The sequence below is a fragment of the Synechococcus sp. H55.10 genome (genome assembly GCF_047502715.1).
Lineage (GTDB): Bacteria > Cyanobacteriota > Cyanobacteriia > Thermostichales > Thermostichaceae > Thermostichus.
Genome location: NZ_JANSJJ010000306.1, coordinates 44,142 through 69,668, shown reverse-complemented (window position 1 = coordinate 69,668; position 25,527 = coordinate 44,142). Strand labels below are relative to the sequence as shown.

Sequence of the window (25,527 nt, the reverse complement as noted above, 5' to 3'; positions counted from 1 at the left end):
CTAGGGTACAGGCGAAAAGCGCTTGGAATCGGGGGAATAGCGCCAAGAAATGCCGTCGGGATCCCGGCTGCGGCTCCACTCCGGAAAACCGGTTTTGAATTTCCAGTAGGTGATGGCGGAGACCACTACCCCCAGCCGCTCCGCCAACTGAGTTTGGTTGAGGGGGCGCAGCGTCGCCCGCGGCACCGTAACCGCCTCCTGGGCAGCCGGCTCTTGAGGGGGCACGGGCAATGAGGCTGTGGCTGCAGTTGCCAGTGCCTCCCGTTCCAACGGACGACTGGGACTGGGCCGCAGCAGGCTGAACTGGCTCAATAGGCCGACGTTTTCCAGGTTCAGAAGATTTTCTAGGTTAGAGGTCTGATGGATTAGCTCCAGCTCACGGCGCAACTCATCCTCCAGCACTCGCAGATAGTGTTCCCGCTTTTGCTCCGACTCGGCATCCTTGAGCAGACCCAGGGCAAAGCTGAGGTTCGAGAGGGGCTCACTCAGATCTTGCAAGAACTTCTTGAACAGAGTGCCCTTCACATCCGTGAACTGCTGCAACTGCTGCAGTTTTTGCCGCAGTTCCTCGATTCTTTTCTCTTCCAGCTTGCGGCTCTCCAGGCTCTGCCGGTGGTTGTGCAGGGCAATTTCAATGGTGGTGTAAAGTTCCCGCTCTTTGAAAGGCTTGATGATGTAACCGAAAGGCCGGGTCTCTTTGACGCGGGAGAGCGTATCGTCATCGGCGTAGGCCGTCAGATGCACCACCGGAATGTTGAAGCGCTCGGTGATCCGCTTGGCGGCTTCGATGCCGTCGATATCCCCCTTCAGGACGATATCCATCAAGACTAAGTCCACCGACATCTCTTCCAGCCGCCGGATCGCTTCTTCGCCGGAGGAGGCGATGGCCGGCACCGCATAGCCAAATTTTTTCAGGACGTTGGCGATATCCTTGGCGATGATCTTCTCGTCTTCGACAACCAGAATGCTGCCTTTGGCAAGCATGGGAACTTTCTTCAAGGCTGGCTCCTCGGAAAGGTGATGATGAAGGTAGTGCCCGATTTGTTTCTCAATTCTATCTTGCCCTGGAGCTGATCGGTGAGGGTTGCAACCAGTTGTAAACCCAGAGATTGAGTTTCCTTGAAGTCGAAATCGCGGGGCAAGCCGATGCCATTGTCAGAGACGCGCAACTGAGTATATTTGCGGGTTTGGCTAAAACAAACCTCTATCTCCCCGCTGCGACTTTTGGGGAAGGCATACTTGAGGCTGTTGGTGACCAGCTCGTTGATGATCAGGCCACACAAAACTGCATCGTCGAGGTTGAGGCGGATCCCTTCGGCGCGGATGCTGGCGCGAATGCTCTCGGGGTTCACTCCGTAGGAGTGAAAGAGGTTGGAGATCAAATTGTGTAAGTATTGCTTGAGATCCACAGCGGCCAGATTGTTGGATTGGTACAGGCCCTCGTGGATCAAAGACATCGCTTGAATGCGGCTGCCGGCATCCTTAAAAACGCGGGCGTACTTGCGGCTTTTGATTTGATCCGCCTGGAGCCGCAGCAGGCTGGAGATGATTTGTAGGTTGTTTTTGACGCGGTGGTGAATCTCCCGCAGCAGAATCTCTTTTTCCTGAAGGGCAGCCTGGATCTGCAGCTTCGCCTGTCTTTCTTCAGTAATATCTTCGCAAATGCCAATAACGAAGAGGTTTTTGCCTTCGGGATCCCGCACTGCCGAGACCGCCAGGCGGCACCAAACCACCTTGCCGCTGCGGTGGATGTAGCGTTTTTCTAGGTGGTAGTGATCTTGTTGGCCGTTCAAAACCTCCTGGAAAAGTTGCCAATCTTTGCCGATATCTTCCGGATGGGTGAGGTCGCAAAAACTCATGTGGGTCAGTTCGGCGGCGCTGTAGCCCAAGATCTCTTCCAGAGCGGGGTTTACCTTGAGGTAACGGCCCTGTCTATCGACGATGGAAATGCCCAGGGCCGACTGCTCGAAGATGCCCCGCAGGCTCAGCTCGCTTTGGCGCAGGGCCGCCTCCGCTTGTTTGCGCTCGGTAATGTCCAAAATTTGGCTGAGAAAGTAGCTGGGATCCCCTTGGGCGGTGCGCACCAGGGTGATGCGGAGAAGGGCGTAGACGATTTGCCCGTTCTTGTGGATGTAGCGCTGTTCCTGTTCGCAGTGGTGCACCTCGCCGGCCAGCAGGCGGTTACTGTTTTCCAAGGTGACGGCGATGTCGTCGGGATGGGTGATGTCGAGGACGGTTTTTCCCTTGAGATCCTCTAGGGTGTAGCCCAGGGTTTCGGTAAAGGCGGCGTTGATCTGCAAATAAGTGCCGTCCACCTGGGTCATGGCCTTGGCAATCGGGGACCACTCAAAAGATTGGCGGAAGCGTTCTTCACTTTCTTTGAGGGCGATTTCTGCCTCGACGCGGGCGCTGATGTCGATCACCTGGTTGAGAAACTGGGTGGGCTGCCCTTCCTCATCGCTGAGAAGCGTAGCCTGAAACAGGACATGGACGACCTGACCGGAACGATTGATGTAGCGAATCTGGCGCTGGCTGACAGAGACTTTCCCCACCAACAAAGCCTCATTGGCCCCCAGCAGTTGATTGACATCTTCCGGGTGGAGAATGTCCAGTTGTTGCCGATGTTTCAATTCTTCGGGAGTATGGCCGACAATCTGGGCAAAAGCCTCGTTGACCTGGATAAATCGCCCCTGCAAATCCACTAGGGCAATTCCATTGGGGGCCAGCTCAAAAATCTGCCGGAAATGGTTGGCGCTCTGTTGCCAGGCTTGCTCTATACGACGACGTTCGGCTTCCAGTTGCTTGGACTCGGTGATGTCTTCGACGATCCCTGCCACTCGATAGATTTTGCCCTCTTTGTCGGCAATAGGAAAGGTACGTTCCCGCAGCCAGAGGATGCAGCCATCGGGGCGGCAGAGGCGAAAAACCACATCGGTGGGTTGGCCCTGAAGTTGGGCTTGAAAAATGGTGGGGAACAGCCAGCGATCGTCAGGGTGAATGTGGCGCATCCAGGCCTGGGGATTGGCGTAGGCCTCTGCAGGGGAAAGGCCCCAAATGGTTTCACAGGCGGGGCTGACGTAAATCAGCTCTTTGCCGCAGAGCGTTGAAATCCAGAACAGTTGTTGCGTATTCTCCGCCAGTTGTAGAAAACGATGTTCGCTTTCTCTGCGGGCTTCTTCTAACTGTTGTTGTCGTTCTTTAAGCTGGCGGGATGCTGTGATATCAGTAACAAATCCTTCAAAATAGAGGGGATCCCCCTGCTCGTCGTACAGGGTGCGGGCATTTAAAGAAATCCAGATGACTTTGCCGTCTTTGCGGCAGACCTGGCGCTCTGCATCCACGACTTGACCTTCTCTCAGCATGTGCTGCAGGAACTCAGATCGCTGCTCTGGGTCGCTATAGATTTGGGTGCCGATATCGGAGACATTGCGCATCAAATCTTCCGGGGATTCGTAGCCGAAAATATGGGCCAGAGCTGGGTTGGCAGCCAGATATTTTCCCTCAGGGGTGGTTTGAAAAATGCCTTCGACGGCGTTCTCGAAGATCTGTTGGTAGCGGGCAGCGGTGCTGCGGCTGTGCTGCAGTTGCGCCCGAAGTTGCGCGAGGGCTTGTCGCTGCTCCTGGGCCTGGAGCAGGATGTGTCGCAGGCTGAGGGCGATGAGGTCGATCTGTCCCCGTTCGGGGAGGCTCAGTGGGCGGGGGCGCTCCCCCCGCAGGTGAAGTGTCGCCAGCGGCCTCCCGCCCTCATCCAGCAGGGGAAAGGCTTCCTGAAAAGGCCAAGATCCGCCGATGGGGTTGGGCGGCTCGTTGCCGGGGATCCGCTGGGGGTCGCGGTAGAGGATCCCTTTTGCAGGCGAGTCGGGATCGGATCCCGGCTGGACCAGTTCTAGATAGACCAAGGGGACGTTCAGCAGTTGCCCCAGCAATTGCAACAGCGGGTACAGCGCTGCAGCGGACTCCGTATTCAATTCTGTATTCAGTTCAGTTTGAAGGGACGGCTCTTCCCTGGCGGCGGCCTGCCCGGGAACAAAACCGTTCACAACGGATCTCGGTGACCTAGAAATGGGAGGCGACATGGGAAAAACTCGGCTGGGAAGCTAGCTCTACCCAGTCCATCGCGATAGATGGGGGGCACCTGCTGAGTTGGTCTTCACAGGGCAAAAAGCAAAGGATCCCCGGCAGGTACGCCCGTTCTGCACCCACTATCTATACTTTAGCGATGCTCTGGAGAAACTTTAGTGAAACATGCTGCTGACGGAGCTGTCTTCGTGGATGCGCCAGATCGCCTCTCCCAGCACGTTCGCCACCGAGAGGACGGTCAAGCCTGGAAAATGCCGCTCTGGAGGAATGGGGATGGTGTTGGTGACGATCACCTCTTCAAACAGACCGCCCTGCAGGCGTTCGATGGCCGGATCGGAAAAGACAGGGTGGATGGCGCAGGCATAGACCGCCTTGGCCCCCGACTTGCGCAGCAGCTTCGCCCCTTCCGAGATGGTGCCTGCCGTGTCGATCATGTCGTCTACGAGGATGGCGATTTTACCGCGCACATCGCCAATGAGGTTCATGACTTCCACGTCGTTGTGGGCCTGGCGGCGCTTGTCGATGATTGCCAGCGGAGCTTCCTTGAGTTTTTTGGCAAAGGCACGCGCCCGCGCTACCCCTCCCACATCGGGAGAGACGACCACAATATCTTCGTCGAGTAGGCCTTTTTCTTTGAGGTAAGCCTGCAGTACCGGCTGGGCGTAGACGTGGTCGAGGGGAATGTCGAAGTAGCCCTGGATCTGGGCCGAGTGCAGATCCATGGCCAGCACCCGGTGTGCCCCTGCCTGGGTGATCATATTGGCCACCAGCTTGGCGGTGATGGCTTCCCGTCCGGCGGTTTTGCGGTCGGCGCGGGCGTAGCCGTAGTAGGGCAAGACGGCAGTGATCTGGCGGGCCGAGGCGCGGCGGCAGGCGTCGATGATCACCAGCAGCTCCATCAGGTGATCGTTGACCGGGCGGCAGGTGGGCTGCACCAAGTAGACATCGGCACCCCGGATCGACTCCTGGATTTGGATGTACAGCTCGCCATCGGCAAAGCGCTTGCGCAACATAGGCCCCAGATCCATGCCCAGGTAGCGCGCCACCTCCTGGGCCAAATCCGGATTGGCGCTGCCTGAGAAGATTTTGAGGCGGTTACTATCTGAGATGGGCGGCAGGGGAGAAGGGCGAAGCAGAGGGGCAGGGCGAACCACAGATCGATGCTGAACTCGTCCGTAGCCAACGCCTGACGGCGAGCTGCCGCTATCGTAGCACCGACGCTTGCAACCTCAGCAACTGTATTCTTCGGGATTTTGGGTCTGGGGGGGCAGGTTAGCATAGACGGGATGAAGGTGGAGCTGCTGCACATCCACAAGCGCTTTGGGGCGGTACAGGCGAACCGCGATGTGTCCTTGCGGGTGGAGGCGGGCACGATCCACGGTCTGCTGGGGGAAAATGGGGCCGGCAAAAGCACCTTGGTCAAGATCCTGAGCGGCTTTCTGCGCTGCGATCTGCGGGTTGGACATTGAGTCGGCGCTGTGGGTCTGGAGTCAACTGCTGGAACGCGCCCAAGCGGGAACCGCTATTGTTTTTGCCTCGGCGGATTTGGACGAGATCTTGCCGTACAGCAACCGAGTCCTGGTGTTCAGCAGCGGACAGGTCTCGGAACCCATGCCGGCGGCGGAGCTCACCGTTTCGCGGCTGGGGCAGTTGATGACTCTCCCCGTCCTGCCCAGCACCCACGCTTTGCCGGAGCATTTGTGAAGAGCATAGCAATCCAACAGAGCAAGGCTTAGAGTAGCAGTGGCCCCAAGCCTTTTTGCTCAACGAATCCGGCCATGGGATCCCAGGATAACATTCCACCTGAGGGAGCCGAGCAGTCCCGCTCTTACTCGTTCAACTTCACCGTTTCGGGATCCCGGCAGCAGGTTTTGCGGGGGTTGCAAGCCTTGCTGGAGCTGGGTTTGCTGACGCCGGAGCACTTTCGCCATCTGGTGGAGCAGTATCGGCTGGAGGCGGAATCGGCGCCAGGAGCCACTTCTGTCGGCGGGGGGATCCCAGCCAGTCTGGGCTCGGCCTACGTGCTCTGGATTTTAGGTTTGTTCGGCCTTTGCGGTCTGCACCGCTTCTATCTGGGTCGCTGGCGCACAGGGCTGCTCTGGCTGCTGACTTTTGGGCTGCTGGGGATCGGCCAGCTCCTCGATTTGATCTGGATCCCGCAGATGGTGCGGGAAAGAAATGCTGGCTTGGCCGGCTCTGGGGTTGTCGTGGCGGGGGAAGAGCCGCCAGCCGAAACCAGGGAGCTCTCCTCTCCCCCGGGGATAGCTGTGTTGTTGCGCAACTTGCTGTCTGAGCTGAGCGTAGCTTGGCTGCTGCTCCTGGGCCTGTTTTTGGTGGTGGTCTCTTCGGGGGTGCTGGCGGCCAGCCGCTGGCAAGAGTTTTCCCCGGCAGCTCAGTACGGGGTGCTCTTGGCTTATACGGCGGCGTTTGGGGTGGGAGCGAGGTGGGCGCAGCGGCAGGACGGGCTGCGTCTGACAAGCCAAACTTTAGAGGCTGTTGCTTTGCTGCTGCTGCCGATCAACATGTGGGCGCTGGACGGGCTGGGGATCCCGTGGGGGATCCGAGCTGTTGCTTTGGGGTTACTCATAGGGATCCCGTGGGGAGCCTGGCGACGGGCCGACTTGCTGGGGGCGGGTTCTGCTTTCTACGGAACGTTGGTGAACTTCTTATCTCTTTCTGGTTTACACCTCTTCTGGAGCCTAGGGCCGCCGGAGTCTCGTCCCACCCTTGTCCTTGGGATCCTCTACTTGGGGATCCTCAGCACCGTGATTTACACCTGGAGCCGCCGCTCGCTGGCCCGGCTGTGGCTCATCGGGGCGGCTGGCTCCTTGTTGATCTTGCGGGGGCTGCTCTCAGGGCAGGTGCAGGTGTCGCAGTTGGGGTTGGCGGTGGCCCTCTTGGGTTGGCTGCCCCAAAGCCCGGCTGAGGACTACGAGCCGGCTCAGGTGGGGCGGCCCTGGTGGAGCGGGGTGCTGTTGATTTTGGGCTGGCTGCTGGCGGCCAGCGACTGGGGGGAGAACGCCTGGCAGGTGTTGGCCATCAGCCTGCTGGGAATCCGCTTCTTAGCGAGGCGACTGAGCCAACGTCAGCAGAGGGTGGAGTTGGCGCTGCTGTTTTTGCTGGGTCTGGAAACTGCCTGGGCCTTTTGGCAGGTGTGGCCGGCAAGCTGGCGGGAGAGCGTGCTGGCGCTGTTAACGGGTGGGTTGCAGCCCCTCGACTCTGTTTGGGGGCTGCTGGGGCTGGTGCTGTTGCCCTATGAGGTGCTGTGGCTGGGGCTGGCGGCCCGCTGGCAGCAGAGACCTCGGGAAGGCGAGGAGGCGGGTTTTGCGGCGCTGGCAGAACCGACGGAGCGCTTGGTGTTGGGGCTGGGCGGATCCCTCTTGCTTTTGAGCTTTCCCCAGCCGGCGATTTGCTTTTGGCATTTGCTGTTGAGTACTGGCATCCTGGCCTGGTGGCTGCGGCAGAAGTCCAGGGTTGGCGCTGGGTGGGTATTTCTGACCCATGCCTATGGGCTGGGGGCGCTTCTGGCCGGGATCCGCTGGCTTTGGCCTGATTGGAGCCTGTCCAGTTGGGGGGGCATCTTGCTGCTGCTGGGCTTGCTGGAATGGACGGGGCGGGTGGCGCTGGGCGGGCGGTTGTTGGCAGCCTCAGGACATTTTGGGGGACTGCCGGTGCGGCTGTGGCAGCAGAGCGCCGAAGGGATGGGGCTGGTGCTGCTGGGATCCAGCTACTTTGTGTTTTTGGCGCAGGGCACGGAGTCCATTGGCTGGCTGTGGCTGGCGGTGCCCTCGGTTTTGACGGCGGCGCAGGTGTGGGCCTGGCCGCCCCTGGCGTTTATGCCTCGCTGGTTGCAGATCCCGGAGCAAGGGGGATCTTTTTCTTGGCGACAAGGGATTCCGGCGCGGGGATCCCTGCGCCTTCTGGCGGTGCTTTCCCTGGTGATGGCCCAGGGGCTCACCCTCGGCAGGCCGGGCCTGGATCTGCTCGGGCTAGGGCTGGGAGTGCTGCTGCTGGCAACTCAGGTGTGGCTGTGGGCTTCTCCCTCTCCCAGTTCTCCCGCTCCAGAAGCACTGCTGGCGGTGGCCTTTGGTGTAGGGATCGGCCTGGTGGGAATCAGCCGGCTATTGCCGACGCTCACGGAAGCGGAGTGGCTGCTGGCCTTGGCGGTGCTGGGGTTGCTCTTGAGCGGCTGTCGCTACGGAATTTTGCGCCTCTCTTCTCGCCTACAAGCCGCTTACCGACCGGCCCTGGATGGCTGGGGCCTGCTGTTGGGGTTGGTGCTCCTCTTTGCCCTCACAGTGGCGACAACGGCGGCCCTGGCGGATCCTTCTCGGCTCCCCATTTCCGTCGGCAAGCAGCCCATGTTCCCCGGCGCTCTGCCCTTGGCGGCTGGGGTGGCCCTGGTGGCGCTCGGCCTGCGGCTGGGGGTGGCTCTCTCAAGGGGTGGCTCGGCGGTCGTTGGCGCCGACGGGACGGACTCTGCCACCGGCTCGGTTTCCTGGGCGGTGGTGGAAGGGATCGCCTACGGGCTGATCTGGGCTTTGGAGCTGGGGGCGACCGGCATCCTGCTCTGGGTTGTGCAGGGGTCCCGTCCCGTCCTGCCTCTGTGGGCCGTCCTCAACCTGGGCTTGGGGATCCTCTTCTGGATAGGGCCGGAGAAACTCCTGTTCCCCGGCGGGGGAGAGCTCCTGCAGCGAGTCCAGACCCTGAGTTGCTGGAAGACAGGGCCGCTGATCTATGCCGGGCTGGGTTGGCTGGGATCCCATGCCCAGTGGAGCGAGCTGACGGGCGTGGGCAGCTTAGGCCTGGCCATCGTGTTGTTGGGCCTGGGGCAGGGGATCCCAGGGGCACAAGAGCAAGGTGGGGACTCCGTCCCACTTACGCGAACGGAAGAAGACCCTCCTGTCAACTGGAAGGGGATCCTGGGGGCCTGCGGGATGTCACTGGCTGCCTACGAGAGCTGGATTCACTTCCTGAGCCAGCAGACAGGGGGATCCTGGGGAGATGGACTGGTGCTGACCGCGTTGCTGGGATGGCTCCTGGCAGTGGTCTACCGCCTTTGCCCCCCTTGGCTGGTGGCGACCCTGCAGCTTAAAAGAGCTTGGCTGCGCTGGATGGCCTCGGCCAACTGGGCCCTGGCCAACCTCGTCCTTTGGCCTGCGCTTTTCGATCTTCGCCTCAGCCGGTGGGGGCGGCTCCTCTGGGTGCTGACGGGATCCGGCCTGGCGGCCTATGCCGCCGCCCAGGGGAGAAGATCGACGCCGGGATCCCCGACAGAGCCGGGCTGGCTGCCAACGGCCTGGTGCCACCTCAGCGCTTGGCAGGGAGTCGGCATCTGCCTGGGTAGTATGTGGCTGGGCTTCCCCAGCTTGAGGGTGGAGCAATGGGCCGGATCCCTGCTCTGTGGGCTGGGACTCCTCTATTACTTTCTGCCCTGGCAACGGTGGGGCTGGCCGGCGGATCCCTGGTCAAATACGGCCTTGGTGGCGCCGTTGCTGGCCCTGGTGGTGACGGCGGGCGGCGACAACAACAGCAATTTGTTGCTGGGGGCAGCCTACTACGCTTTCTTGGCCATCTGGCGCTCCCAGGTGCGCCTGGGCTACATCAGCTTGTTTTTGAGCAACTGGATCCTGTGGAATTACGGCTGGCAGCAGGATTGGGCTTCCCTGACCCTCTATGCCCTGCCTCTGGTGGGATCCCTGCTCTATGTGGCCCAGGTGGATCCCGGACTGCAACAGGCTGGTGCTCGAGAGAGTCGGCACCGGCTGCGGGCCTTCTCGTCGGGTCTATTGGTGTTGGTGACTTTGATCGAAACCCACGGGCAACTGGGGGCGGGGTTTTGGCCGGTGGGGCTGGGCTTGGCTTTGGGGGTACTGGGTTTGGCGCTGCGGGTGCGGGCCTACCTGTGGGCGGGCACCCTGGGCTTTGGCCTGGGCGTCTTGCGGCAGGGGTGGCTGTGGGTAACCACTGACCCAATCCTGTTGTGGGGGATGGGGATCTTGCTGGGGGTGCTCTTGATTTGGGCAGCAGCCAATTTTGAGCAGCGCCGAGAACAGGTGGGATCCCGGCTCTCTGCCTGGCTAGAGCAACTGCAGGGCTGGGAATAGAGATAAACTGGTGCCGGCGTCGCTCCATCAGATATGGCCCTCTTCCTGTCCAGCGCTGATCCGAAAGTGCCCCCCCAGTCAAGGTGGAAACAGCTCCTGCAGCAAATCCTGTTGCCTTGGCGGGAGTTCGACGGCATTTTGCTGGCCACGGTGCTGGCCTTGACGGGCATCGGCATCATCGCCATCCGCAGCGCTGTCTGGGAGCGTCCCATCAGCCACTACTGGCTGCAGCAGTTGATCATGGCCGGGATCAGCCTGGTGTTTTTGGCGATGGTGGCGCGGATCCCCTACGAGCGGCTGTTGCGCTGGCATTGGTTCACCTATGGCCTGACTTTGGCGGGCTTGATTGCAGTGCTCTTTTTCGGCACGGCGGGAGGAGGGGCAGAGCGGTGGATCTCCATTGCCGGCGTCCAGGTACAGCCTTCCGAGTTTGCCAAGTTGGGGGTCATCATCACCCTGGCGGCCATTTTGCACCACTGGCCAATCAAATACTTCAGCCAAATCTGGGTGGCCGTTGCCGTCGTCGCTCCTCCTTGGGTTTTGATCTTCCTGCAGCCCAACTTGGGCACCGCCCTGGTGTTTGTGGTGATCTTGCTGGTCATGCTCTACTGGGCCGGGGCCAAGGGCAGTTGGATCCTCCTGCTGCTGTCGCCGGGGGTGGGGGCCATTCTCTACGGCCTGCACACCCGCGCGGAGTTGAGCTGGATGCTCTGGGTCTGGCTGATCTGGTGCCTGGGCATGGCGAGCCTAGCGGCTTGGCGGCTGCCTTGGCGGTGGACAGGAGCGATGACCTTTGGAGTGATCAACCTGCTCTCCGGGCATCTGGGCCAGGTGGCCTGGCACATCCTCAAACCCTACCAGCGGCGGCGGCTGGAGATTTTTATCGATCCCATGCAAGAGCCCTGGGGATCCGGCTACCACCTGATTCAATCCCGCATCGCCATCGGCGCCGGTGGGCTCTGGGGCCGTGGCATCCAGCAGGGCACCCAAACCCAACTGGACTTTATCCCCGAGCAGCACACCGATTTCATTTTCTCGGCCATTGGGGAAGAGATGGGCTTTGTCGGCACCCTGACGGTGCTGATCCTGTTTTGGATTCTGTGTGCGCGGCTGATCTGGATTGCCCAAGGAGCCAAGGACAATTTCGGGTCTCTCATTGCCATCGGGGTGTTGGCGATGATCCTCTTTCAGGCGGTAGTCAATATCGGCATGACGATTGGCTTGGCCCCCATCACCGGCCTGCCCTTGCCTTTTTTGAGCTATGGCCGCTCGGCTCTGTTGACCAACTTTCTGGCCATCGGCCTGGTGGAATCAGTGGTGATGCACCGCCAACGCACCACCTTTTTCAAGTAATTTCAAGAGTTCTCCTCTCCCTCTTTTTCTAGCGGCACTGACCCAGGCCAGTACCCATCTGTTCTTCGCTCGACAGGGATCCCGCTCGTCTGCAGAACTCCCATGAAGTCCGAAAAGGCTGTAATTTGAATGGCTGCAATCGATTCAGTATGAAATTGACCACCCCTGGCAATGGGGATCGCTCCCTTGCTCTACCCCTGCTGGGGTAGGTATCCTATTCCCACCCCCCTCCCGTCGTCCCTTGTAGGGAGCCGCGGCGCGGTTGGGATCCCTTGTCTGTACCGGTCTTGTCGCCATGTCTCAACCGGCCCTGGAGTCGATTCTGCAGGAAAAACGCCTTTTCCCGCCGCCTCCCTCGTTTGTGCAGCGGGCTCGCATCACCCCTGAGCGCTACCAACAGATTTGCCAAGAGGCGGAAGCGGATCCCTTGGGGTTTTGGGAGCGGCTGGCACAGCAGGAATTGCACTGGTTTCAGCCTTGGCAGCAGGTGTTGCACTGGGATCCGCCCCAGGCGCAATGGTTTGTGGGGGGACAGCTCAACCTCAGCTACAACTGCCTGGATCGCCATTTGGACAATGGCCGCCGCCACAAGCCCGCCCTCATCTGGGAGGGGGAGCCGGGGGACACTCGCACCCTGACCTACGAGCAGCTCCACCGCGAGGTCTGCCGCTGGGCCAACGGCCTCAAGTCTCTGGGCATTCAAAAAGGGGATCGGGTGGGGATCTACATGCCGATGATCCCGGAGGCCGTCATGGCCATGCTGGCCTGTGCGCGGATCGGGGCAGCCCATACGGTGGTGTTCGGCGGGTTCAGCGCCGAGGCCCTCAAGGAGCGGCTGCGGGATGCGGAAGCCAAAGTCGTCATTACCGCCGATGGGGGCTGGCGCAAAGATGCCATCGTCCCCCTCAAGCCCCAAGTGGACTTGGCGCTGGCGGAAGGGGTGCCCAGCGTCGAAAAAGTCCTGGTGGTGCAGCGGACAGGACAAGCTGTGTCGATGATCCCGGATCGAGATATCTGGTGGCATGAGCTGGCCCCCAGCCTAGAAGAAGCCTGCCCCGCCGAGCCTATGGACGCGGAGGCGATGCTGTTTATCCTCTACACCTCCGGCACCACCGGCAAGCCCAAAGGCGTTGTCCACACCAGCGGCGGCTACAACCTCTACACTCACGTCACCTGTCAGTGGATCTTCGATTTGCAAGAAGAAGACATCTACTGGTGTACTGCCGATGTTGGCTGGATCACGGGCCACAGCTACATCGTCTATGGCCCCCTCTCCAATGGTGCGACGGTGTTTATGTACGAGGGGGCGCCCCGACCTGCTAAACCCGATTGTTTCTGGGAGCTGATCGCCCGCCACCGCATCTCGATTTTCTACACCGCCCCCACGGCAATCCGGGCTTTTATGAAAAGTGGCGACGCCCTGCCCCGCCGGCATGACCTCTCCTCGCTGCGGCTGTTGGGCACCGTGGGCGAGCCGATCAACCCGGAAGCCTGGATGTGGTACTACACCGTCATCGGCAGTGGGCGCTGCCCGATTGTGGATACCTGGTGGCAGACCGAAACCGGCGGCATTATGATCTCGCCCCTGCCGGGAGTTACACCCACCAAGCCGGGATCCGCCACCCGCCCTTTCCCGGGCATTGCGGCAGATGTGGTCGACATGGAAGGGAACCCGGCCCCAGAAGGGGGTTATCTGGTGATCCGCCGTCCCTGGCCGGGCATGATGCGCACCCTTTACAAAGATCCGCAGCGGTTCCGCTCCAGTTACTGGGAGCGGATCCCGCCCAAGGATGGGCAGTACTTCTACTTTGCCGGGGACGGCGCCCGCCGGGATGAAGATGGCTACTTTTGGGTGATGGGCCGGGTGGACGATGTCATCAATGTTGCCGGCCACCGTCTGGGCACGATGGAATTGGAATCGGCGCTGGTCTCTCACCCAGCTGTGGCGGAGGCAGCGGTGGTGGGGCGACCGGACGAGATCAAGGGAGAGGCGATCGTGGCTTTTGTCATCTTGGCGGAGGGCTACGGGCCGGGCGAAGCGCTGCGCCAAGCGCTGATGCAACATGTGGTCGAGGAGATCGGAGCCATCGCCCGCCCCAGCGAAATTCGCTTCACCGAGGCGCTGCCCAAGACCCGCTCTGGCAAGATCATGCGCCGCCTGCTGCGGCAACTGGCTGCCGGCTCCGGCATCAGCGGCGATACTTCTACTCTGGAAGACCTGGGGGTGCTGGAACGGCTGCGGCAAGGGGTGTGAACTGCCAACGCGCCGGCACTAAGATGGGGACATCGAGTCCTGGGTTGTCAAGCTCGCATGTCGCCTCTGGATCCCGCACTTTACTTTGACCACAGCGCCACCACTCCGCCTCGGCCTGAGGTGATCGAGGCTATGGGGCTGGCGATGCAGGAGAGTTGGGGCAACCCCTCCAGCTTGCATGGGTGGGGAGAACGGGCGGCCATGGCCATGGAACGGGCGCGGCAGCAGGTGGCCGAGCTGCTCAACTGTGAGCCGGAGACGCTGCTGTTTACCTCTGGCGGAACGGAGTCCAACAACCTGGCCCTGTTTGGGGTGGCGCAGCGCTACTCCACTCCCCAGCATCTCATCATCTCCAGCGTCGAGCACGCCTCGGTGGAGAATGCCGCCCGTCGGTTGCAGGCCCAGGGCTGGGAGGTAACCCGTCTGCCGGTGAACTCCGCCGGCCAGGTGGATCCCCAAACCTTGATCCAGGCGTTGCAGCCCAAGACCGTTCTGGTCTCCATCGTCCACGGCCAGAATGAGGTGGGATCCCTGCAGCCCATTGCCGAGCTGGGCCGCCTCTGTCGCCAGGCTGGGGTGCTCTTCCACACCGACGCGGTGCAGACGGCGGGGCGGATCCCCCTGGATCTGGCGCAACTGCCTGTGGATCTGCTCTCCCTGTCTGGGCATAAGCTTTACGGGCCGCAGGGGGTGGGGGCGCTCTATGTGCGCCCAGGGGTGGAGCTGCAACCGTTGCTGCGGGGGGGCGGGCAAGAACGGCGGCTGCGAGCCGGCACCCAAGGGATCCCTGCCATTGTCGGCCTAGGGGTGGCGGCGGCTTTGGCAGCCCAAGAGCTGGAGCGGGAGACGGCCCGCCTGCGGCAGTTGCAACGGCAGCTGGCCCAGTTGCTGGCCTCTGTGCCGGGTTTGCGGCTGATCGGCCCCTCGGATCTGGAGCAACGCCTGCCCCACCACCTCAGCTACTGCACTGCCGCGATCCCGGGGCACGTGCTGGTGAGGGAGATGAGCCGCCAGGGAATCGCCATCAGCGCCGGCTCTGCCTGTAGCAGCGGCCAGCGGATCCCCAGCCGCATCCTTTTGGCCATGGGCTATTCCGAGGTCGAGGCCCTGGGATCTATCCGCCTCAGCCTGGGCAAGGCCACCACCCAAGCCGCGGTTGAGCAGGTGGCCCGCTCCCTGCAGGCTCTCCTCCGCTCTGCTGCTGGATCCCTTGAGGAGAAGGCAACCCAACCCCTGCCGTCGGCTCCTGCCGCTGAATTGGCGGCTGGGTTAAGGTGATAGAGAGTTACAGGGCTGGTCGTCATGGCTGAGATGAGTCCGTATCAGGTCTTAGGGGTCAGCGAAGAAGCCTCCTTTGAGGAGATCCAATCGGCGCGGGCCCGGCTCCTGGCCAGCTTGGGTGCGGATGAACAGCAGCAGGAGCGGGTGGAACAGGCCTACGACGCCATCCTGATGCAGCGCCTGCGCCTGCGCAAGGAGGGCAAGATCGCCGTCCCCGACCGCATTCGCTACGCCGAACAACGGGCTAGCCGTCCAGAGACAGAACCGAGTTTGACCCGTCCTGCTGCCCAAAATCCCCCCTGGATCAGCCGTTGGCTGGATAGCCCTTCTGCCCCGGATGTGCTCTGGCCCGCCGTGTTGCTGGGAGGGCTGGTGGGTTGGGTTGTCTTGGCCCCTGATGAGTATCCCTCCCTGCAACTGGCGCTGGGGCTGATGACCTGCATCTATTTCCTGTACCGCAAGGAGCGCCGCTTCCTGCGCGCTTTTCTCTTGGCGCTGGCAGGACTGAGCCTAGGACTGATGTTGGCCTACGGCATTGCCCTTCCCCTCACCGGCGGCGATGCCCCCGGCGCCCTGTTGGTGGGGATCACGTTTGGGGTGATGTGGCTGATAACCAGCTTTTTGCGCTAGTTGGGGAGCTTCAGGTATACATTTGTGCTGCCTGTTCATTCAAGTCGTCCCAAGCCGGCTTGAGATACAGCCACTTCAAACAGCAACGAAACGGTTCGTTACGTCGTTCCCTAACTCCCCTCTCCCTGAGGGAGAGGGGTTGGGGGTGAGGGCCCTGAGGGAGAGGGGCTGGGGGTGGTCGCGTGAGCGGCGCGGAGCGCTTGGGCTAGCTCCCTGAGGGAGAGGGGTTGGGGGTGAGGGTCTGGTTTGATTGAACCAGGCGGGCATCCTCTCATCTGCCGAAGCGCCGCTGCCGCGACTGATAGCTGAGCAGGGCTTGGTGAAAGGCGGCGCGGTCGAAATCCGGCCAGAGGATGGGGGTGAAGTACTGCTCGGTGTAGGCCATCTGCCAGAGCAGGAAGTTGCTGATGCGCATCTCGCCGCTGGTGCGGATCAACAGGTCGGGATCGGAGAGGCCGGTGGTGTAGAGAAATTGGGAAAAGAGGGCTTCGTCGATCTGATCCGGTTGCAAAAGTCCCTGTTGCACCAGGGTGGCAATCGAGCGGCAAGCCTGCAGGATCTCCTGTCTGCCGCCGTAGTTGAGGGCCACCGTCAGGCAAATGCCCTCGTTGTGCTGGGTGCGTTCCACCGCATGCAGGATCGTGTCCTGCAAAGACTGGGGCAGGGCCGACAACTGGCCGGCAAACTGGATGCGCACCCCCTGCTGCACCATTTCCGCCAGCTCCTGCCACAGCACCTGCTCAAACAAAGTCATGAGAAAATCGACTTCTTCGCGGGCGCGGCCCCAGTTCTCGGTGGAGAAGGCGTAGGCGGTGAGGGCGGGGATCCCCCAATCATCGCAACAGCGCAACAGCTCCTTCAGGGCCGCTACCCCGCGCTGATGCCCGACACTGCGGGGCAAACCCCGTTTTTGCGCCCACCGCCCGTTGCCATCCATGACCACTGCCACATGGCGGGGCAACAACTGCGGATCCAGGTCGGCAGGCAACTGCAGAAGATGGACAGGAGAAAGGGTCATGCGGCTCAGTCTTTGGGAAGGGTTTTCTCGGGTTTGCGAAAGCGTTTGGCCAGATCGAGCAGGGATCCCCACCAGCGCAGCAGTCCATTGCGCAACCACGGGTGGGCCCACAATCCCTGCAGCGGGGCATCTCGTTTTTTAGCATCGCGGGGATTGCGCAACCGCTGCACCAGCAGTTTGTGTAGCTCGGCACTGGTCAGGGGTCGCTCCAGGCGTCCGCCTTCTGCCAGCGAAATGGATCCCGTTTCTTCTGAGACCACAATACACAAGCAGTTGGCTTGTTCGGTGATCCCCATGGCGGCGCGGTGTCGTGTGCCCAGTTGTCGGGAGGCGGCCCGCTCCGAAACCGGCAGGATCACCCCCGCTGCGCGAATGCGATCCCGGTGAATGACAACGGCCCCATCATGGAGCAAAGTTGAAGTCTGGAAAATCGTCTGCAGGATCTCCCGCGACACCCGCGCCTGGAGAGAGACCCCTTTGTCGGTAAACACCCGCGAGTCAATGGGCTGATCTGGCTCGATTACAATCAGCGCCCCTGTCCGGTTTTGGGAAAGCTCTCGCACCGCCTGCACCAATTCTTCCACCAAATCCTCCTCAGGGTCGTCCTCGTCATTGCCTGCGTTGCCCGGCCACTCAACGCGGATGGCCCTCGCCAGTTGCTCCAGCAGCCGCCGAAACTCCGGCTGAAAGAGCACGCCCATGGCTACAGCTGCGGCCAGGAGCAGGCGATCCAAAATCAGGTGCACCAGCGGCAAGGAGGCTGTGGCCAGGTAGAGCACCAGGAGCACCATAAATCCCCGCACCAGCACCCCGGCCCGGCTCTCGCGGGTGTAGTAGAGGGCCAAAGCCAATAGCAAGACAGCCAGAGCCCAGTCCAAGAGGCTGAGAAAGGTAAATTGCTGTAGCCAAGCCCATAAGGCTGCCAGCATGCCAAAAAACCCCGTTCACGCTCCCCTCATTGCAGACCTTCTGCCTGTGCCGCTCTCAGAACCCTTGTTGACTGCGGCCCCCAGACCAGCCTACCACCCACCTCCTATCTGTTTTCCAGTCTCGCCCGCCCAAGACCGATGTGAGTTGCCCTTGCGGGACAAGCGGTACCCCCTTCCTCAACTGAGACGGCTGTGGTCAACCAACCTCCGCCTCACCGCCGCAGCCGCTCCGGTAAAACATCTTGACGAATTAGGTCGGCATAAGTTTCTCGCCGCAGGATCAGCTGGGCCTCTCCCTCATTGACCAGCACCGCGGCTGGTCGAGGAAAGCGATTGTAATTGGAAGCCATGCTGTAGTTATAGGCCCCCGTTGCCAAAACCACCAGCACTTCCCCTGCCATTGGGGCCGGCAGAAGCACATCCTTCAACAGCACATCTCCCGACTCGCAGTGTTTGCCGGCAATTGTGACCCGCTGCGTGGCCTCGGCCTCAGGGCGGTTGGCCAGAAGGGCGGTGTAGCGGGCTCCGTAGGTGATAGGGCGGGGGTTGTCGGACATGCCGCCGTCGATGGTGATGTAGAGACGTCCTTCGGGCAGGCCATCGCCCGGCGGGATCCGCTTTTGCCCCCCCAGGGTATAGGCGGTAACAGCAGCCGGCCCAATCACGGATCGTCCAGGCTCGCAGAGCACCTTGGGCAGCGAGATCCCGGCTTCTGCAAAAGCCTGTTGCACCGCTGTCGCCACTGTTTCCACCCACTCCGGAATGGAGGGGGGATCGTCGGATTCGACATAGCGGATCCCCAGGCCCCCACCCACATTCAGCTCTTGCAGAGGCAGCCCTCGCTCCAGCCCTTGCCGCCAGATCTGAGCCAGCACCCCTGCCAGATCCCGGTGTCCTTGCAGATCAAAAATCTGGGATCCGATGTGGGCGTGCAGCCCGACGCACTCCAACTGGGGATGGGCAGCTATCCGATCCATCGCTTCCGGCAGTTGCCATCGCCCGATGCCGAATTTGCTATCGGTTTGGCCGGTGCGGATGTACTCGTGGGTGTGGACATCGATACCGGGGTTAACCCGCAGCAACAGGCGGGCTGGTCGTTCAGAGGTGGCCAGGGCAGCCACCTGCTGCAGCTCGTAGAGGCTATCCACCACCAAAGTACAGCCCGTTTCCAGAGCCAGGTTCAGCTCCTCAACAGACTTGGCGTTGCCGTGCAGGTAGAGATCTTCGCCTTTGGCTCCTGCCTGCACAGCCGTGTACAGCTCCCCGCCGGAAGCCACATCTAGTCCCAGCCCCTCCTGCAGGGCCAAAGCACAAATGGCCAAGCAATTCCAGGCTTTCGTGGCGTACAAAACCCGGAATTCCCCCGCGTAGCAGCGGGCCCAGGTGTGGCGGTAGAGCCGGCACGCCTGCCGCAGAGTCCACTCGTCCAGGATGTAGAGAGGGGATCCAAACTGGCGCACCAGCTCCACCACGTCGCAGCCGCCAATTTCTAGGTGCCCCCGGCTGTTGATGCGGCTGGTCAGGGGGCGCAAAGACTGGTTGGGAGAAACTTGTTCGACGGGGGTGGGGGTGCCAAGGGTTGAAACCATAGTGACGAGCAAAAAGACTGTCCTACACCCTATCAAGTTTTCTCTCCAGTTTGGCCGAGGAAAGGCCCTCAAGCCCGCGCTTGCCAGGGGGATGGCTGCCTGCCCGGCCCCGCTAGGGCACGTTCCTCACAAGTGGATTCGATCTTGGCTGGCACTTTCTGCTACTATAGAAGGCCAGTGTCTGGGGGTCGATGCCCGAGGGGTTAAAGGGGGCGGACTGTAAATCCGCTGGCTTACGCCTACGTTGGTTCGAATCCAACTCGGCCCACCATCGGGTTTGCCCACGTGGCTCAGTGGTAGAGCACCCCCTTGGTAAGGGGGAGGTCACGAGTTCAATCCTCGTCGTGGGCTTACAGGATGTGGGTGGCCCCTGTTGGCTGGGGCAGAGTCTCGCCTGGCTTGCAGACCTCGCCGCTGAGAGAGAAGGCCCGTGTAGCCGTGATGCGCACCGGCACCAGGGATCCCTTCAGTTGTTCCGGATCCCCTGCGAAGAACACCAAGCGATTGCCGCGGGTGCGCCCCATGGCCTGGCGGGGGTTTTTCGGGTTGGGGCCTTCCACCAGCACCTCCTGCACTTGGCCCAGGAGTCGAGCGCTGCGGGCGGCAGCCACCTCGGCCACCAGTCGGTTCAGCCGTTGCAGGCGATCGCTTTTTTCCTCTTCCGGCACTTGGTCAGGCCACTCCGCCGCAGGGGTGCCGGGACGGGGGGAGTAGGCGGCGGTATTTAACAAGTCAAAGCCGATATCCCGCACCAGTTGCAGGGTTTCTTGGAACTGGGCTTCTGTTTCGCCCGGAAAGCCGACGATGGCATCGGCGCTGATGGCCGCTTCCGGCATGTATTGGCGGATGAGCTGGATGAGTTGGCGATAGCGCTCCTGGGTGTAGCCGCGCCGCATCCGCTTGAGCACGGCGTTGCTGCCTGCCTGGAAGGGGATGTGGAAGTGCTCGCAGACTTTGGGCAGCTCGGCGCAGGTGGCGATCAGCTCCTCGGTGAAGTAGCGCGGGTGGCTGGTGGCAAAGCGGATCCGCTCGATCCCTTCCACCGAATGGACGAAGCGCAACAGGCTGGCCAGGTTGGTCTTGGGATCCAGATCCCGCCCGTAGGCGTCGATGTTCTGGCCCAGCAAGGTCACCTCGCGGTAGCCCGCCCGGGCCACGTCTTCGATCTCGGCGCGAATGGCCTGAGGTTGGCGCGACTGCTCTTGTCCCCGCACCAGCGGCACGATGCAATAGGTGCAGCGTTCGTTGCAGCCGTAGATGACGTTGATCCAAGCGGTTACCTGGCTGTCGCGGCGGGGCTTGGTGATGTCTTCTGGGATCTCGATGGGATCGGTGGCCACCACCTGGTTGCCGGCCTCCACCTGCGCCAGCAGATCCCCAAGGCGGTTCACGTACTGGGGGCCCATGACCAGATCCAACTCGGGGACGCGGCGCAACAACTTTTCTCCCTCTTGCTGGGCCACACAGCCGGCCACGATGAGCTTGATGGCCGGGTTTTTCCGTTTGCGCTGCGCCTGGATGCCCAGGTAGGAATACACCTTCTGCTCAGCATTGTCGCGGATGGTGCAGGTGTTGTAGAGAACCAAATCCGCCTGCGACTCATCTTCGGTGGCCACATACCCCAGCGACTCCAGGATCCCGGCCATGCGCTCGGTGTCGGCGCGGTTCATTTGGCAGCCGAAGGTGATGGTGTGGTAAGTGGGAGCAGCCATGGGAAGAACAGCACCAAAAGCCATCATTTTGAGCTTAGCGGATCCCTGACGGTTACGGAGTTTGCGACTGCATCGGCTAATCTGGAAAGGATCCTTACCCTGGCAAAGGTGCATGTTGCCAAAGCATCGTCCCAAGCAACTGTCGCTGGGCCCTCTGGAATCGGAAATCCTGGATATCCTTTGGGATTTGGGCAGTGCCAGCACCCGGCAAATCCACGAGCGCATCTTGGCCGATCCGGATCGAGAGCTGGCCTATGCGTCGGTAACCACCGTCTTGCAGCGCCTGAGCCAGAAGGGCTGGGTGAGCTGTGAGCGCCGCACCGATGCGCAGGGGCGAAACCTACCGATGCTGTGGCGGCCCCGTCTTTCTCGTCAGGAAGCGGCCAGCCTCAGGGCCTTCACCCACCTGCAACAATTTTTGGCCGTGGGGGATCCGGATACGGTGGCAGCCTTTGCCGACAGCCTGGATCAGGCCAGTGTGTCCCAGTTGCAGGCGATTGCCGAACGGCTGCGGGCAGCTCGTCAAGCTAGGAGGGAGACGCGATGAGCCACTTGGGCATGTTGGCACTGGGCTTAGGCCTCAGTTGGCTGTGGCGGGCGCAAGTGCGTCTGGATAAAGGTGGCGGGTGGGGCCGACGTTGGCAGCGAGCTTGGCTCCATTTCTTGCTGCCGCCGCTGCTTTTGCTGACAACTGCTTTGGCCTTGGCCTGGATGGGGCCATGGGGACAAATGGCCGGGGCGGGGGGCTGGTTCTGCTACGGCTGTGCCCTGCTGCTGCTGGCTGTGGCCGGCGGCGTGGCCTTGCGCTGGATGTGGGAATACTGGTGCTCCTATCGACGCGCCCACCTACAGGCTCTGGCCCAAGTGGATTTGCATGGCTCTCCAGCCTATGTGCTGGACTTGGAGATCCCTTTTGCCGCCCAAGTGGGGGTGTGGAATTCGCGGCTGGTGGTCAGCCGCGGCCTGCTGGAGCAATTGGATGAGGAGCACTTGCGGGCTGTGATCGCCCACGAAGAGGCCCACCGCCACTACCGCGACACCCTCTGGATGTTTGGGGTGGGCTGGCTGCGACGCCTCACCGGCTGGCTGCCCAACACCGAGATCCTCTGGCAGGAATTGCTCACCCTGCGGGAGCTGCGGGCGGATCGCTGGGCGGCCCAACGGGTGGATCCCTTGCTGTTGGGAGAAGCCTTGCTGCAGGTGGTGGGCTATGGGGTGGGGGATCAACTGGCATCAGCTTGGGTTGGCTTTGCAATGGCCGTGAGTTCAGACCCAGGACAACGGCTGCAAGAGCGCATCGATGCCCTGCTGCAGCAGGCAGAGTTAGAGCCTGTCGATCCCTTACCCAGTGCTCCAGTTCAGGGTTGGGCTTGGTTAGGGTTGGCCCTGTTGCCTTTGCTGGCGATTCCGTTCCATAGCTGATTGCGGTAGCGGGACGGAGTCCCAGAATCTGGCAGAATGCGCTACTCTAGGTCAGGCTTTCTGACTTCTACCGACTTACGGCAGTGCAGACCAACTTTTCCCTTTCTGAGGCGACTGGGTCGGCCTGTGATCCCCTGACGCGGGCGCAGATCCTCATTGAGGCTTTGCCCTACATCCAGCAGTACCAGGGTCGCGTCATTGTCATCAAATATGGCGGCGCCGCCATGGTGCATCAGGAACGGCGGGCCGAGGTGTTACGGGACATCGTCTTTCTGGCCTGCGTTGGCATCCGTCCGGTGCTGGTGCATGGAGGAGGCCCGGAGATTAACAGTTGGCTGCAAAAGCTGGACATTCCCTTCAAGTTTGTGGACGGCCTGCGGGTGACCGATGCCGCCACCATGGAGGTGGTGGAGATGGTGCTGGTGGGCAAGGTCAACAAGCAGATTGTACAGCTCATCAGCTTAGCGGGCGGCTCGGCGGTGGGGCTGTGCGGTCGGGATGGCAATTTGATCAAGGCGCGCTCCCAGGGCCGGGCGGAAATCGGCTTTGTGGGAGAAGTCAGCACCATCAACCCCCAGTTGGTGCAAACTCTGTTGGAGGGCGGCCAGATCCCGGTGATCTCCAGCGTGGCCGCCGACGAGACGGGCCAAGCCTACAACATCAATGCCGATACGGTAGCCGGGGAGCTGGCGGCCTCTCTAGGGGCAGAAAAGCTGATCCTTCTCACCGACACCCCCGGCATTCTCAGGGATCCCCAAGATTCTGGATCCCTGATTACGCTTCTGGATATCGAGATGGCCCGCCAGTTAATCCAGAGCGGCGTGGTCAGAGGCGGCATGATCCCCAAGGTGCAGTGCTGCATTCGCGCCTTGGCTCAAGGGGTGCGGGCCGCCCACATCCTAGACGGGGGATCCCCGCATTCCCTGCTCTTGGAACTGCTAACCGATGCCGGCGTGGGCACTAAGCTTGTCCCTTCCCAATTTTCCGCCCAGTTGGAGGGACTGAACAGCGGGCCTGCTAGGCTTCCTTAACGTTTTTGGGTGTCAGTCAGTGAGCCTTGCCACCTCTCCCCCCGCTGCCGATTTAAGTAGGGATCCCCAACCCCGGCGAGAAAGTGACTGGCGACTGCTGCGGCTGCTCTGGCCCTATGCCCGGCGGCACCTGAAGCTGTTGTTGGCCGCCTTGGCCTTTTTGCCGCCCCTGGCCCTAGCCGATGCGGTGCAGCCCTTGATCCTGCAGCGAGCCCTGGACGGCCCCATCGCCCAAGCGCTCGCCCAAGGGAACAGTGGGATCCTCGCCGGCCTCTGGCCCTACGCGGGCCTGTTGATCCTCACCCTGCTGGCCCGCTGGCTTTTTCAAGCCTTGGAAGGGTATACCAGCCAGAAGCTGGGGCAGTTGATGACCCGCGACATCCGCAACGATCTCTTTGCCCACGTGCTGGCCCTGCCGGCTCAATTTTTCGATCGCACCCCGGTGGGCAAGTTGATCACCCGCATCACCAGCGATGTAGAAGCTCTGGGGGATGTGTTTTCCACCGGCGCGGTCGGCATCGTCAGCGACCTCTTTACCCTGGCGGTGATCGCAGTGGTGATGCTCAGCCAGCGCTGGGATCTGGGCCTGCTGCTGATCCTCATTGTCCTGCCGGTTAGCGCTGTGGTCATCGAGCTGCAGCGCCGCTTTCGCGATGCCAACTTCCGCGTGCGGGAAGAGCTCTCCAAGCTCAACGCCTGGATCCAGGAAAACGTCTTGGGCATTGCTGTGGTGCAACTGTTTCGGCGGGAGCGGCTCAACAGCGAGATTTTTCAAACCATCAACCGGCGCTACATCCAAGAGGTGGATCAGACCATCCTCTACGACTCTGCCCTTTCCGCCGTTTTGGAGTGGGTTGCCTGGCTGGCGGTGGCCGCTCTCCTGTGGGTGGGGGGGCAGCAGGTGCTGGCAGCCGGAGGGGGATCCCTGCCTTTGCCCCGAGAACCCCTCACCTTCGGCAGCCTCTACGCCTTCATTCTCTTTTCCCAGCGCTTTTTCAACCCCCTGCGCCAGTTGGCGGAAAAGTTCACCGCCCTGCAGGCGGGGTTCACCGCCGTGGAACGCATCGACCACATCCTCAGCCTGCCCGTCGCCATCCAGGATCCCGTCCAGCCGCGCCACCTGCCCCCAACGGCCAAAGGGGAGGTGCAGTTCGAGCAGGTCTGGTTTGCCTACAACCCCGGCGAGTGGGTGCTCAAAGACCTCAGCTTCACCATCCGCCCCGGCGAAAAGGTCGCCCTGGTGGGGCCCACCGGCGCCGGCAAAAGCTCCATCATCCGCCTACTTTGCCGCCTTTACGAGGTAACTCGCGGCTGCATCCGCATCGACGGCGTGGACATTCGCGATCTGCCCCAGGCCGAGCTGCACCGTCACCTGGGCGTGATCCTGCAGGACGGATTCTTGTTCTCTGGAGATATCCAGCAAAACATCACCCTGGGAGAGAAGGGCGAGCTGGCAGAAGTAGAGCGGGTGGCCCGCCAACTCCACCTGCACGAGTTCATCCGCGAGCTGCCCCAGGGCTACGCCACCCCCGTGCGGGAGCGGGGCAGCAACCTCTCCAGCGGCCAAAAACAGCTCATTAGCTTTGTGCGGGCCCTGTGGCGGGATCCGAAAATCTTGGTCTTGGATGAGGCCACCGCCAGCCTGGATGTGGGCACGGAGGCCCTGATCCAATCCGCCCTGGAAACCCTGCTACGGGATCGCACCGCCCTCATCATCGCCCATCGCCTCTCCACCATCCGCAATGTGGATCGCATCTTGGTTCTGCAGCGGGGGGAACTGAAAGAACAGGGATCCCACGCCGAGCTCATGGCCCGCAACGGCCTCTACGCCAAGCTCTACCGGCTGCAAGGTCTGGGCGGCTAGCGACCGGCACCAAAGCGAGACCCAAGCGCCCGCAGGGTGGTGAAGCTGGCGTCCGCAAGGGCAACTCGAGCTTTGCAGAGCAACAGATTGCCACTGTCCAGGGCAATGTCCTTTAAGCTGGCCAAACCATCGCCGGTTTGCACCAGGGCACGGCGGCCCCAACTGGAGAAATTTTTGCTGAGGGTGTTGATTAAGCGTTCCATAGGGATTGCCCACTCCGCTCCTGAGTCTCCTACTTAGCCTACTCCCCCACCCGC

General features: G+C 61.6%; 19 protein-coding genes and 2 tRNA genes. 13 read left to right on the top strand and 8 right to left on the bottom strand.

The annotated features are described in order from the left end of the window. The 3 genes from NW858_RS13825 to NW858_RS13815 form a co-directional block, all read right to left on the bottom strand. On the bottom strand, positions 1-999 hold the full coding sequence (locus NW858_RS13825) for a response regulator (RefSeq protein WP_414336674.1): 999 nt from the start codon (positions 997-999) through the stop codon (positions 1-3). After that, complete coding sequence (locus NW858_RS13820) at positions 996-4,040, bottom strand: PAS domain S-box protein (RefSeq protein ID WP_414520712.1); 3,045 nt, start codon at positions 4,038-4,040, stop codon at positions 996-998. Before NW858_RS13820 ends, NW858_RS13825 begins: the two co-directional genes overlap by 4 nt. Before the next feature lie 195 nt (positions 4,041-4,235). Next, a complete protein-coding gene (locus NW858_RS13815) occupies positions 4,236-5,234 on the bottom strand; it encodes a ribose-phosphate pyrophosphokinase (protein ID WP_414333885.1) in 999 nt (332 codons plus the stop codon). 132 nt (positions 5,235-5,366) lie between these two features. On the opposite strand from NW858_RS13815, the gene NW858_RS13810 reads away from it, so the two are divergent. From NW858_RS13810 to NW858_RS13780, 7 genes are all read left to right on the top strand, one after another. Next, on the top strand, positions 5,367-5,549 hold the full coding sequence (locus NW858_RS13810) for an ATP-binding cassette domain-containing protein (RefSeq protein WP_414333887.1): 183 nt from the start codon (positions 5,367-5,369) through the stop codon (positions 5,547-5,549). Beyond that, positions 5,539-5,784, top strand: a complete 246-nt coding sequence (locus NW858_RS13805; protein ID WP_414510187.1) for a hypothetical protein — start codon at positions 5,539-5,541, stop codon at positions 5,782-5,784. The genes NW858_RS13810 and NW858_RS13805 overlap by 11 nt, the downstream gene beginning before the upstream one ends. A gap of 74 nt (positions 5,785-5,858) precedes the next feature. Beyond that, the gene (locus NW858_RS13800; RefSeq protein ID WP_414520711.1) at positions 5,859-10,187 is read left to right on the top strand and encodes an NINE protein; all 4,329 of its coding nucleotides are present in this window, start codon (positions 5,859-5,861) and stop codon (positions 10,185-10,187) included. Between the two features lie 33 nt (positions 10,188-10,220). Continuing rightward, entirely contained in the window at positions 10,221-11,540 is a 1,320-nt protein-coding gene (gene rodA / locus NW858_RS13795) for a rod shape-determining protein RodA (RefSeq protein ID WP_414333893.1), read from the top strand. Positions 11,541-11,835: 295 nt separating this feature from the next. Continuing rightward, a complete protein-coding gene (gene acs, locus NW858_RS13790) occupies positions 11,836-13,794 on the top strand; it encodes an acetate--CoA ligase (RefSeq protein ID WP_414336040.1) in 1,959 nt (652 codons plus the stop codon). A gap of 57 nt (positions 13,795-13,851) precedes the next feature. Next, positions 13,852-15,072 (top strand): cysteine desulfurase family protein, encoded by a 1,221-nt coding sequence (locus NW858_RS13785; protein WP_414336038.1) that lies wholly within the window; start codon positions 13,852-13,854, stop codon positions 15,070-15,072. Positions 15,073-15,105: 33 nt separating this feature from the next. Continuing rightward, positions 15,106-15,705, top strand: coding sequence for a CPP1-like family protein (locus tag NW858_RS13780; protein WP_414336036.1), 600 nt, complete (start codon positions 15,106-15,108; stop codon positions 15,703-15,705). Between the two features lie 271 nt (positions 15,706-15,976). On the opposite strand, the gene NW858_RS13775 is transcribed toward NW858_RS13780, so the two are convergent. The 3 genes from NW858_RS13775 to lysA form a co-directional block, all read right to left on the bottom strand. Further along, the gene (locus NW858_RS13775) at positions 15,977-16,723 is read right to left on the bottom strand and encodes an isoprenyl transferase (protein ID WP_414348939.1); all 747 of its coding nucleotides are present in this window, start codon (positions 16,721-16,723) and stop codon (positions 15,977-15,979) included. 5 nt (positions 16,724-16,728) lie between these two features. After that, positions 16,729-17,652 (bottom strand): diadenylate cyclase CdaA, encoded by a 924-nt coding sequence (gene cdaA, locus NW858_RS13770; protein ID WP_414334907.1) that lies wholly within the window; start codon positions 17,650-17,652, stop codon positions 16,729-16,731. Between the two features lie 212 nt (positions 17,653-17,864). Further along, positions 17,865-19,241 carry a diaminopimelate decarboxylase gene (gene lysA, locus NW858_RS13765; RefSeq protein WP_414334906.1) on the bottom strand — a complete coding sequence of 459 codons (1,377 nt, stop codon included), beginning with the start codon at positions 19,239-19,241 and terminating at the stop codon, positions 17,865-17,867. A 185-nt stretch (positions 19,242-19,426) separates the two neighbouring features. On the opposite strand from lysA, the gene NW858_RS13760 reads away from it, so the two are divergent. Both NW858_RS13760 and NW858_RS13755 read left to right on the top strand, forming a co-directional pair. Further along, positions 19,427-19,512 (top strand) — tRNA-Tyr (locus NW858_RS13760). A gap of 8 nt (positions 19,513-19,520) precedes the next feature. Beyond that, a tRNA-Thr gene (locus NW858_RS13755) sits at positions 19,521-19,592 on the top strand. On the opposite strand, the gene miaB is transcribed toward NW858_RS13755, so the two are convergent. After that, positions 19,592-20,953: a tRNA (N6-isopentenyl adenosine(37)-C2)-methylthiotransferase MiaB gene (miaB, locus tag NW858_RS13750; protein ID WP_414348938.1), complete on the bottom strand. Its 1,362-nt coding sequence runs from the start codon at positions 20,951-20,953 to the stop codon at positions 19,592-19,594. The two genes, NW858_RS13755 and miaB, sit on opposite strands and share 1 nt — an antisense overlap. Before the next feature lie 112 nt (positions 20,954-21,065). On the opposite strand from miaB, the gene NW858_RS13745 reads away from it, so the two are divergent. The 4 genes from NW858_RS13745 to NW858_RS13730 all read left to right on the top strand — a co-directional run bounded on the left by NW858_RS13745 (position 21,066) and on the right by NW858_RS13730 (position 25,270). Further along, positions 21,066-21,500 carry a BlaI/MecI/CopY family transcriptional regulator gene (locus tag NW858_RS13745; RefSeq protein WP_414334904.1) on the top strand — a complete coding sequence of 145 codons (435 nt, stop codon included), beginning with the start codon at positions 21,066-21,068 and terminating at the stop codon, positions 21,498-21,500. Next, positions 21,497-22,375: a M56 family metallopeptidase gene (locus NW858_RS13740; RefSeq protein ID WP_414334903.1), complete on the top strand. Its 879-nt coding sequence runs from the start codon at positions 21,497-21,499 to the stop codon at positions 22,373-22,375. The genes NW858_RS13745 and NW858_RS13740 overlap by 4 nt, the downstream gene beginning before the upstream one ends. An 83-nt stretch (positions 22,376-22,458) precedes the next feature. After that, entirely contained in the window at positions 22,459-23,406 is a 948-nt protein-coding gene (gene argB, locus NW858_RS13735; RefSeq protein ID WP_414334902.1) for an acetylglutamate kinase, read from the top strand. Positions 23,407-23,425: 19 nt separating this feature from the next. After that, positions 23,426-25,270 carry an ABC transporter ATP-binding protein gene (locus tag NW858_RS13730; RefSeq protein ID WP_414520710.1) on the top strand — a complete coding sequence of 615 codons (1,845 nt, stop codon included), beginning with the start codon at positions 23,426-23,428 and terminating at the stop codon, positions 25,268-25,270. On the opposite strand, the gene NW858_RS13725 is transcribed toward NW858_RS13730, so the two are convergent. Further along, entirely contained in the window at positions 25,267-25,473 is a 207-nt protein-coding gene (locus NW858_RS13725) for a hypothetical protein (protein ID WP_414334899.1), read from the bottom strand. The two genes, NW858_RS13730 and NW858_RS13725, sit on opposite strands and share 4 nt — an antisense overlap. Positions 25,474-25,527: the final 54 nt, after the last annotated feature.

Bases quoted from the DNA above. Each gene is read 5' to 3' on its own strand.
- acs (WP_414336040.1), top strand. From the start codon at position 11,836: ATGTCTCAACCGGCCCTGGAGTCGATTCTGCAGGAAAAACGCCTTTTC.
- cdaA (WP_414334907.1), bottom strand. From the start codon at position 17,652: ATGCTGGCAGCCTTATGGGCTTGGCTACAGCAATTTACCTTTCTCAGC.
- NW858_RS13740 (WP_414334903.1), top strand. From the start codon at position 21,497: ATGAGCCACTTGGGCATGTTGGCACTGGGCTTAGGCCTCAGTTGGCTG.
- NW858_RS13810 (WP_414333887.1), top strand. From the start codon at position 5,367: ATGAAGGTGGAGCTGCTGCACATCCACAAGCGCTTTGGGGCGGTACAG.
- rodA (WP_414333893.1), top strand. From the start codon at position 10,221: ATGGCCCTCTTCCTGTCCAGCGCTGATCCGAAAGTGCCCCCCCAGTCA.
- lysA (WP_414334906.1), bottom strand. From the start codon at position 19,241: ATGGTTTCAACCCTTGGCACCCCCACCCCCGTCGAACAAGTTTCTCCC.
- NW858_RS13745 (WP_414334904.1), top strand. From the start codon at position 21,066: ATGTTGCCAAAGCATCGTCCCAAGCAACTGTCGCTGGGCCCTCTGGAA.
- miaB (WP_414348938.1), bottom strand. From the start codon at position 20,953: ATGGCTGCTCCCACTTACCACACCATCACCTTCGGCTGCCAAATGAAC.
- NW858_RS13800 (WP_414520711.1), top strand. From the start codon at position 5,859: ATGGGATCCCAGGATAACATTCCACCTGAGGGAGCCGAGCAGTCCCGC.
- NW858_RS13785 (WP_414336038.1), top strand. From the start codon at position 13,852: ATGTCGCCTCTGGATCCCGCACTTTACTTTGACCACAGCGCCACCACT.
- NW858_RS13725 (WP_414334899.1), bottom strand. From the start codon at position 25,473: ATGGAACGCTTAATCAACACCCTCAGCAAAAATTTCTCCAGTTGGGGC.
- NW858_RS13780 (WP_414336036.1), top strand. From the start codon at position 15,106: ATGAGTCCGTATCAGGTCTTAGGGGTCAGCGAAGAAGCCTCCTTTGAG.
- NW858_RS13775 (WP_414348939.1), bottom strand. From the start codon at position 16,723: ATGACCCTTTCTCCTGTCCATCTTCTGCAGTTGCCTGCCGACCTGGAT.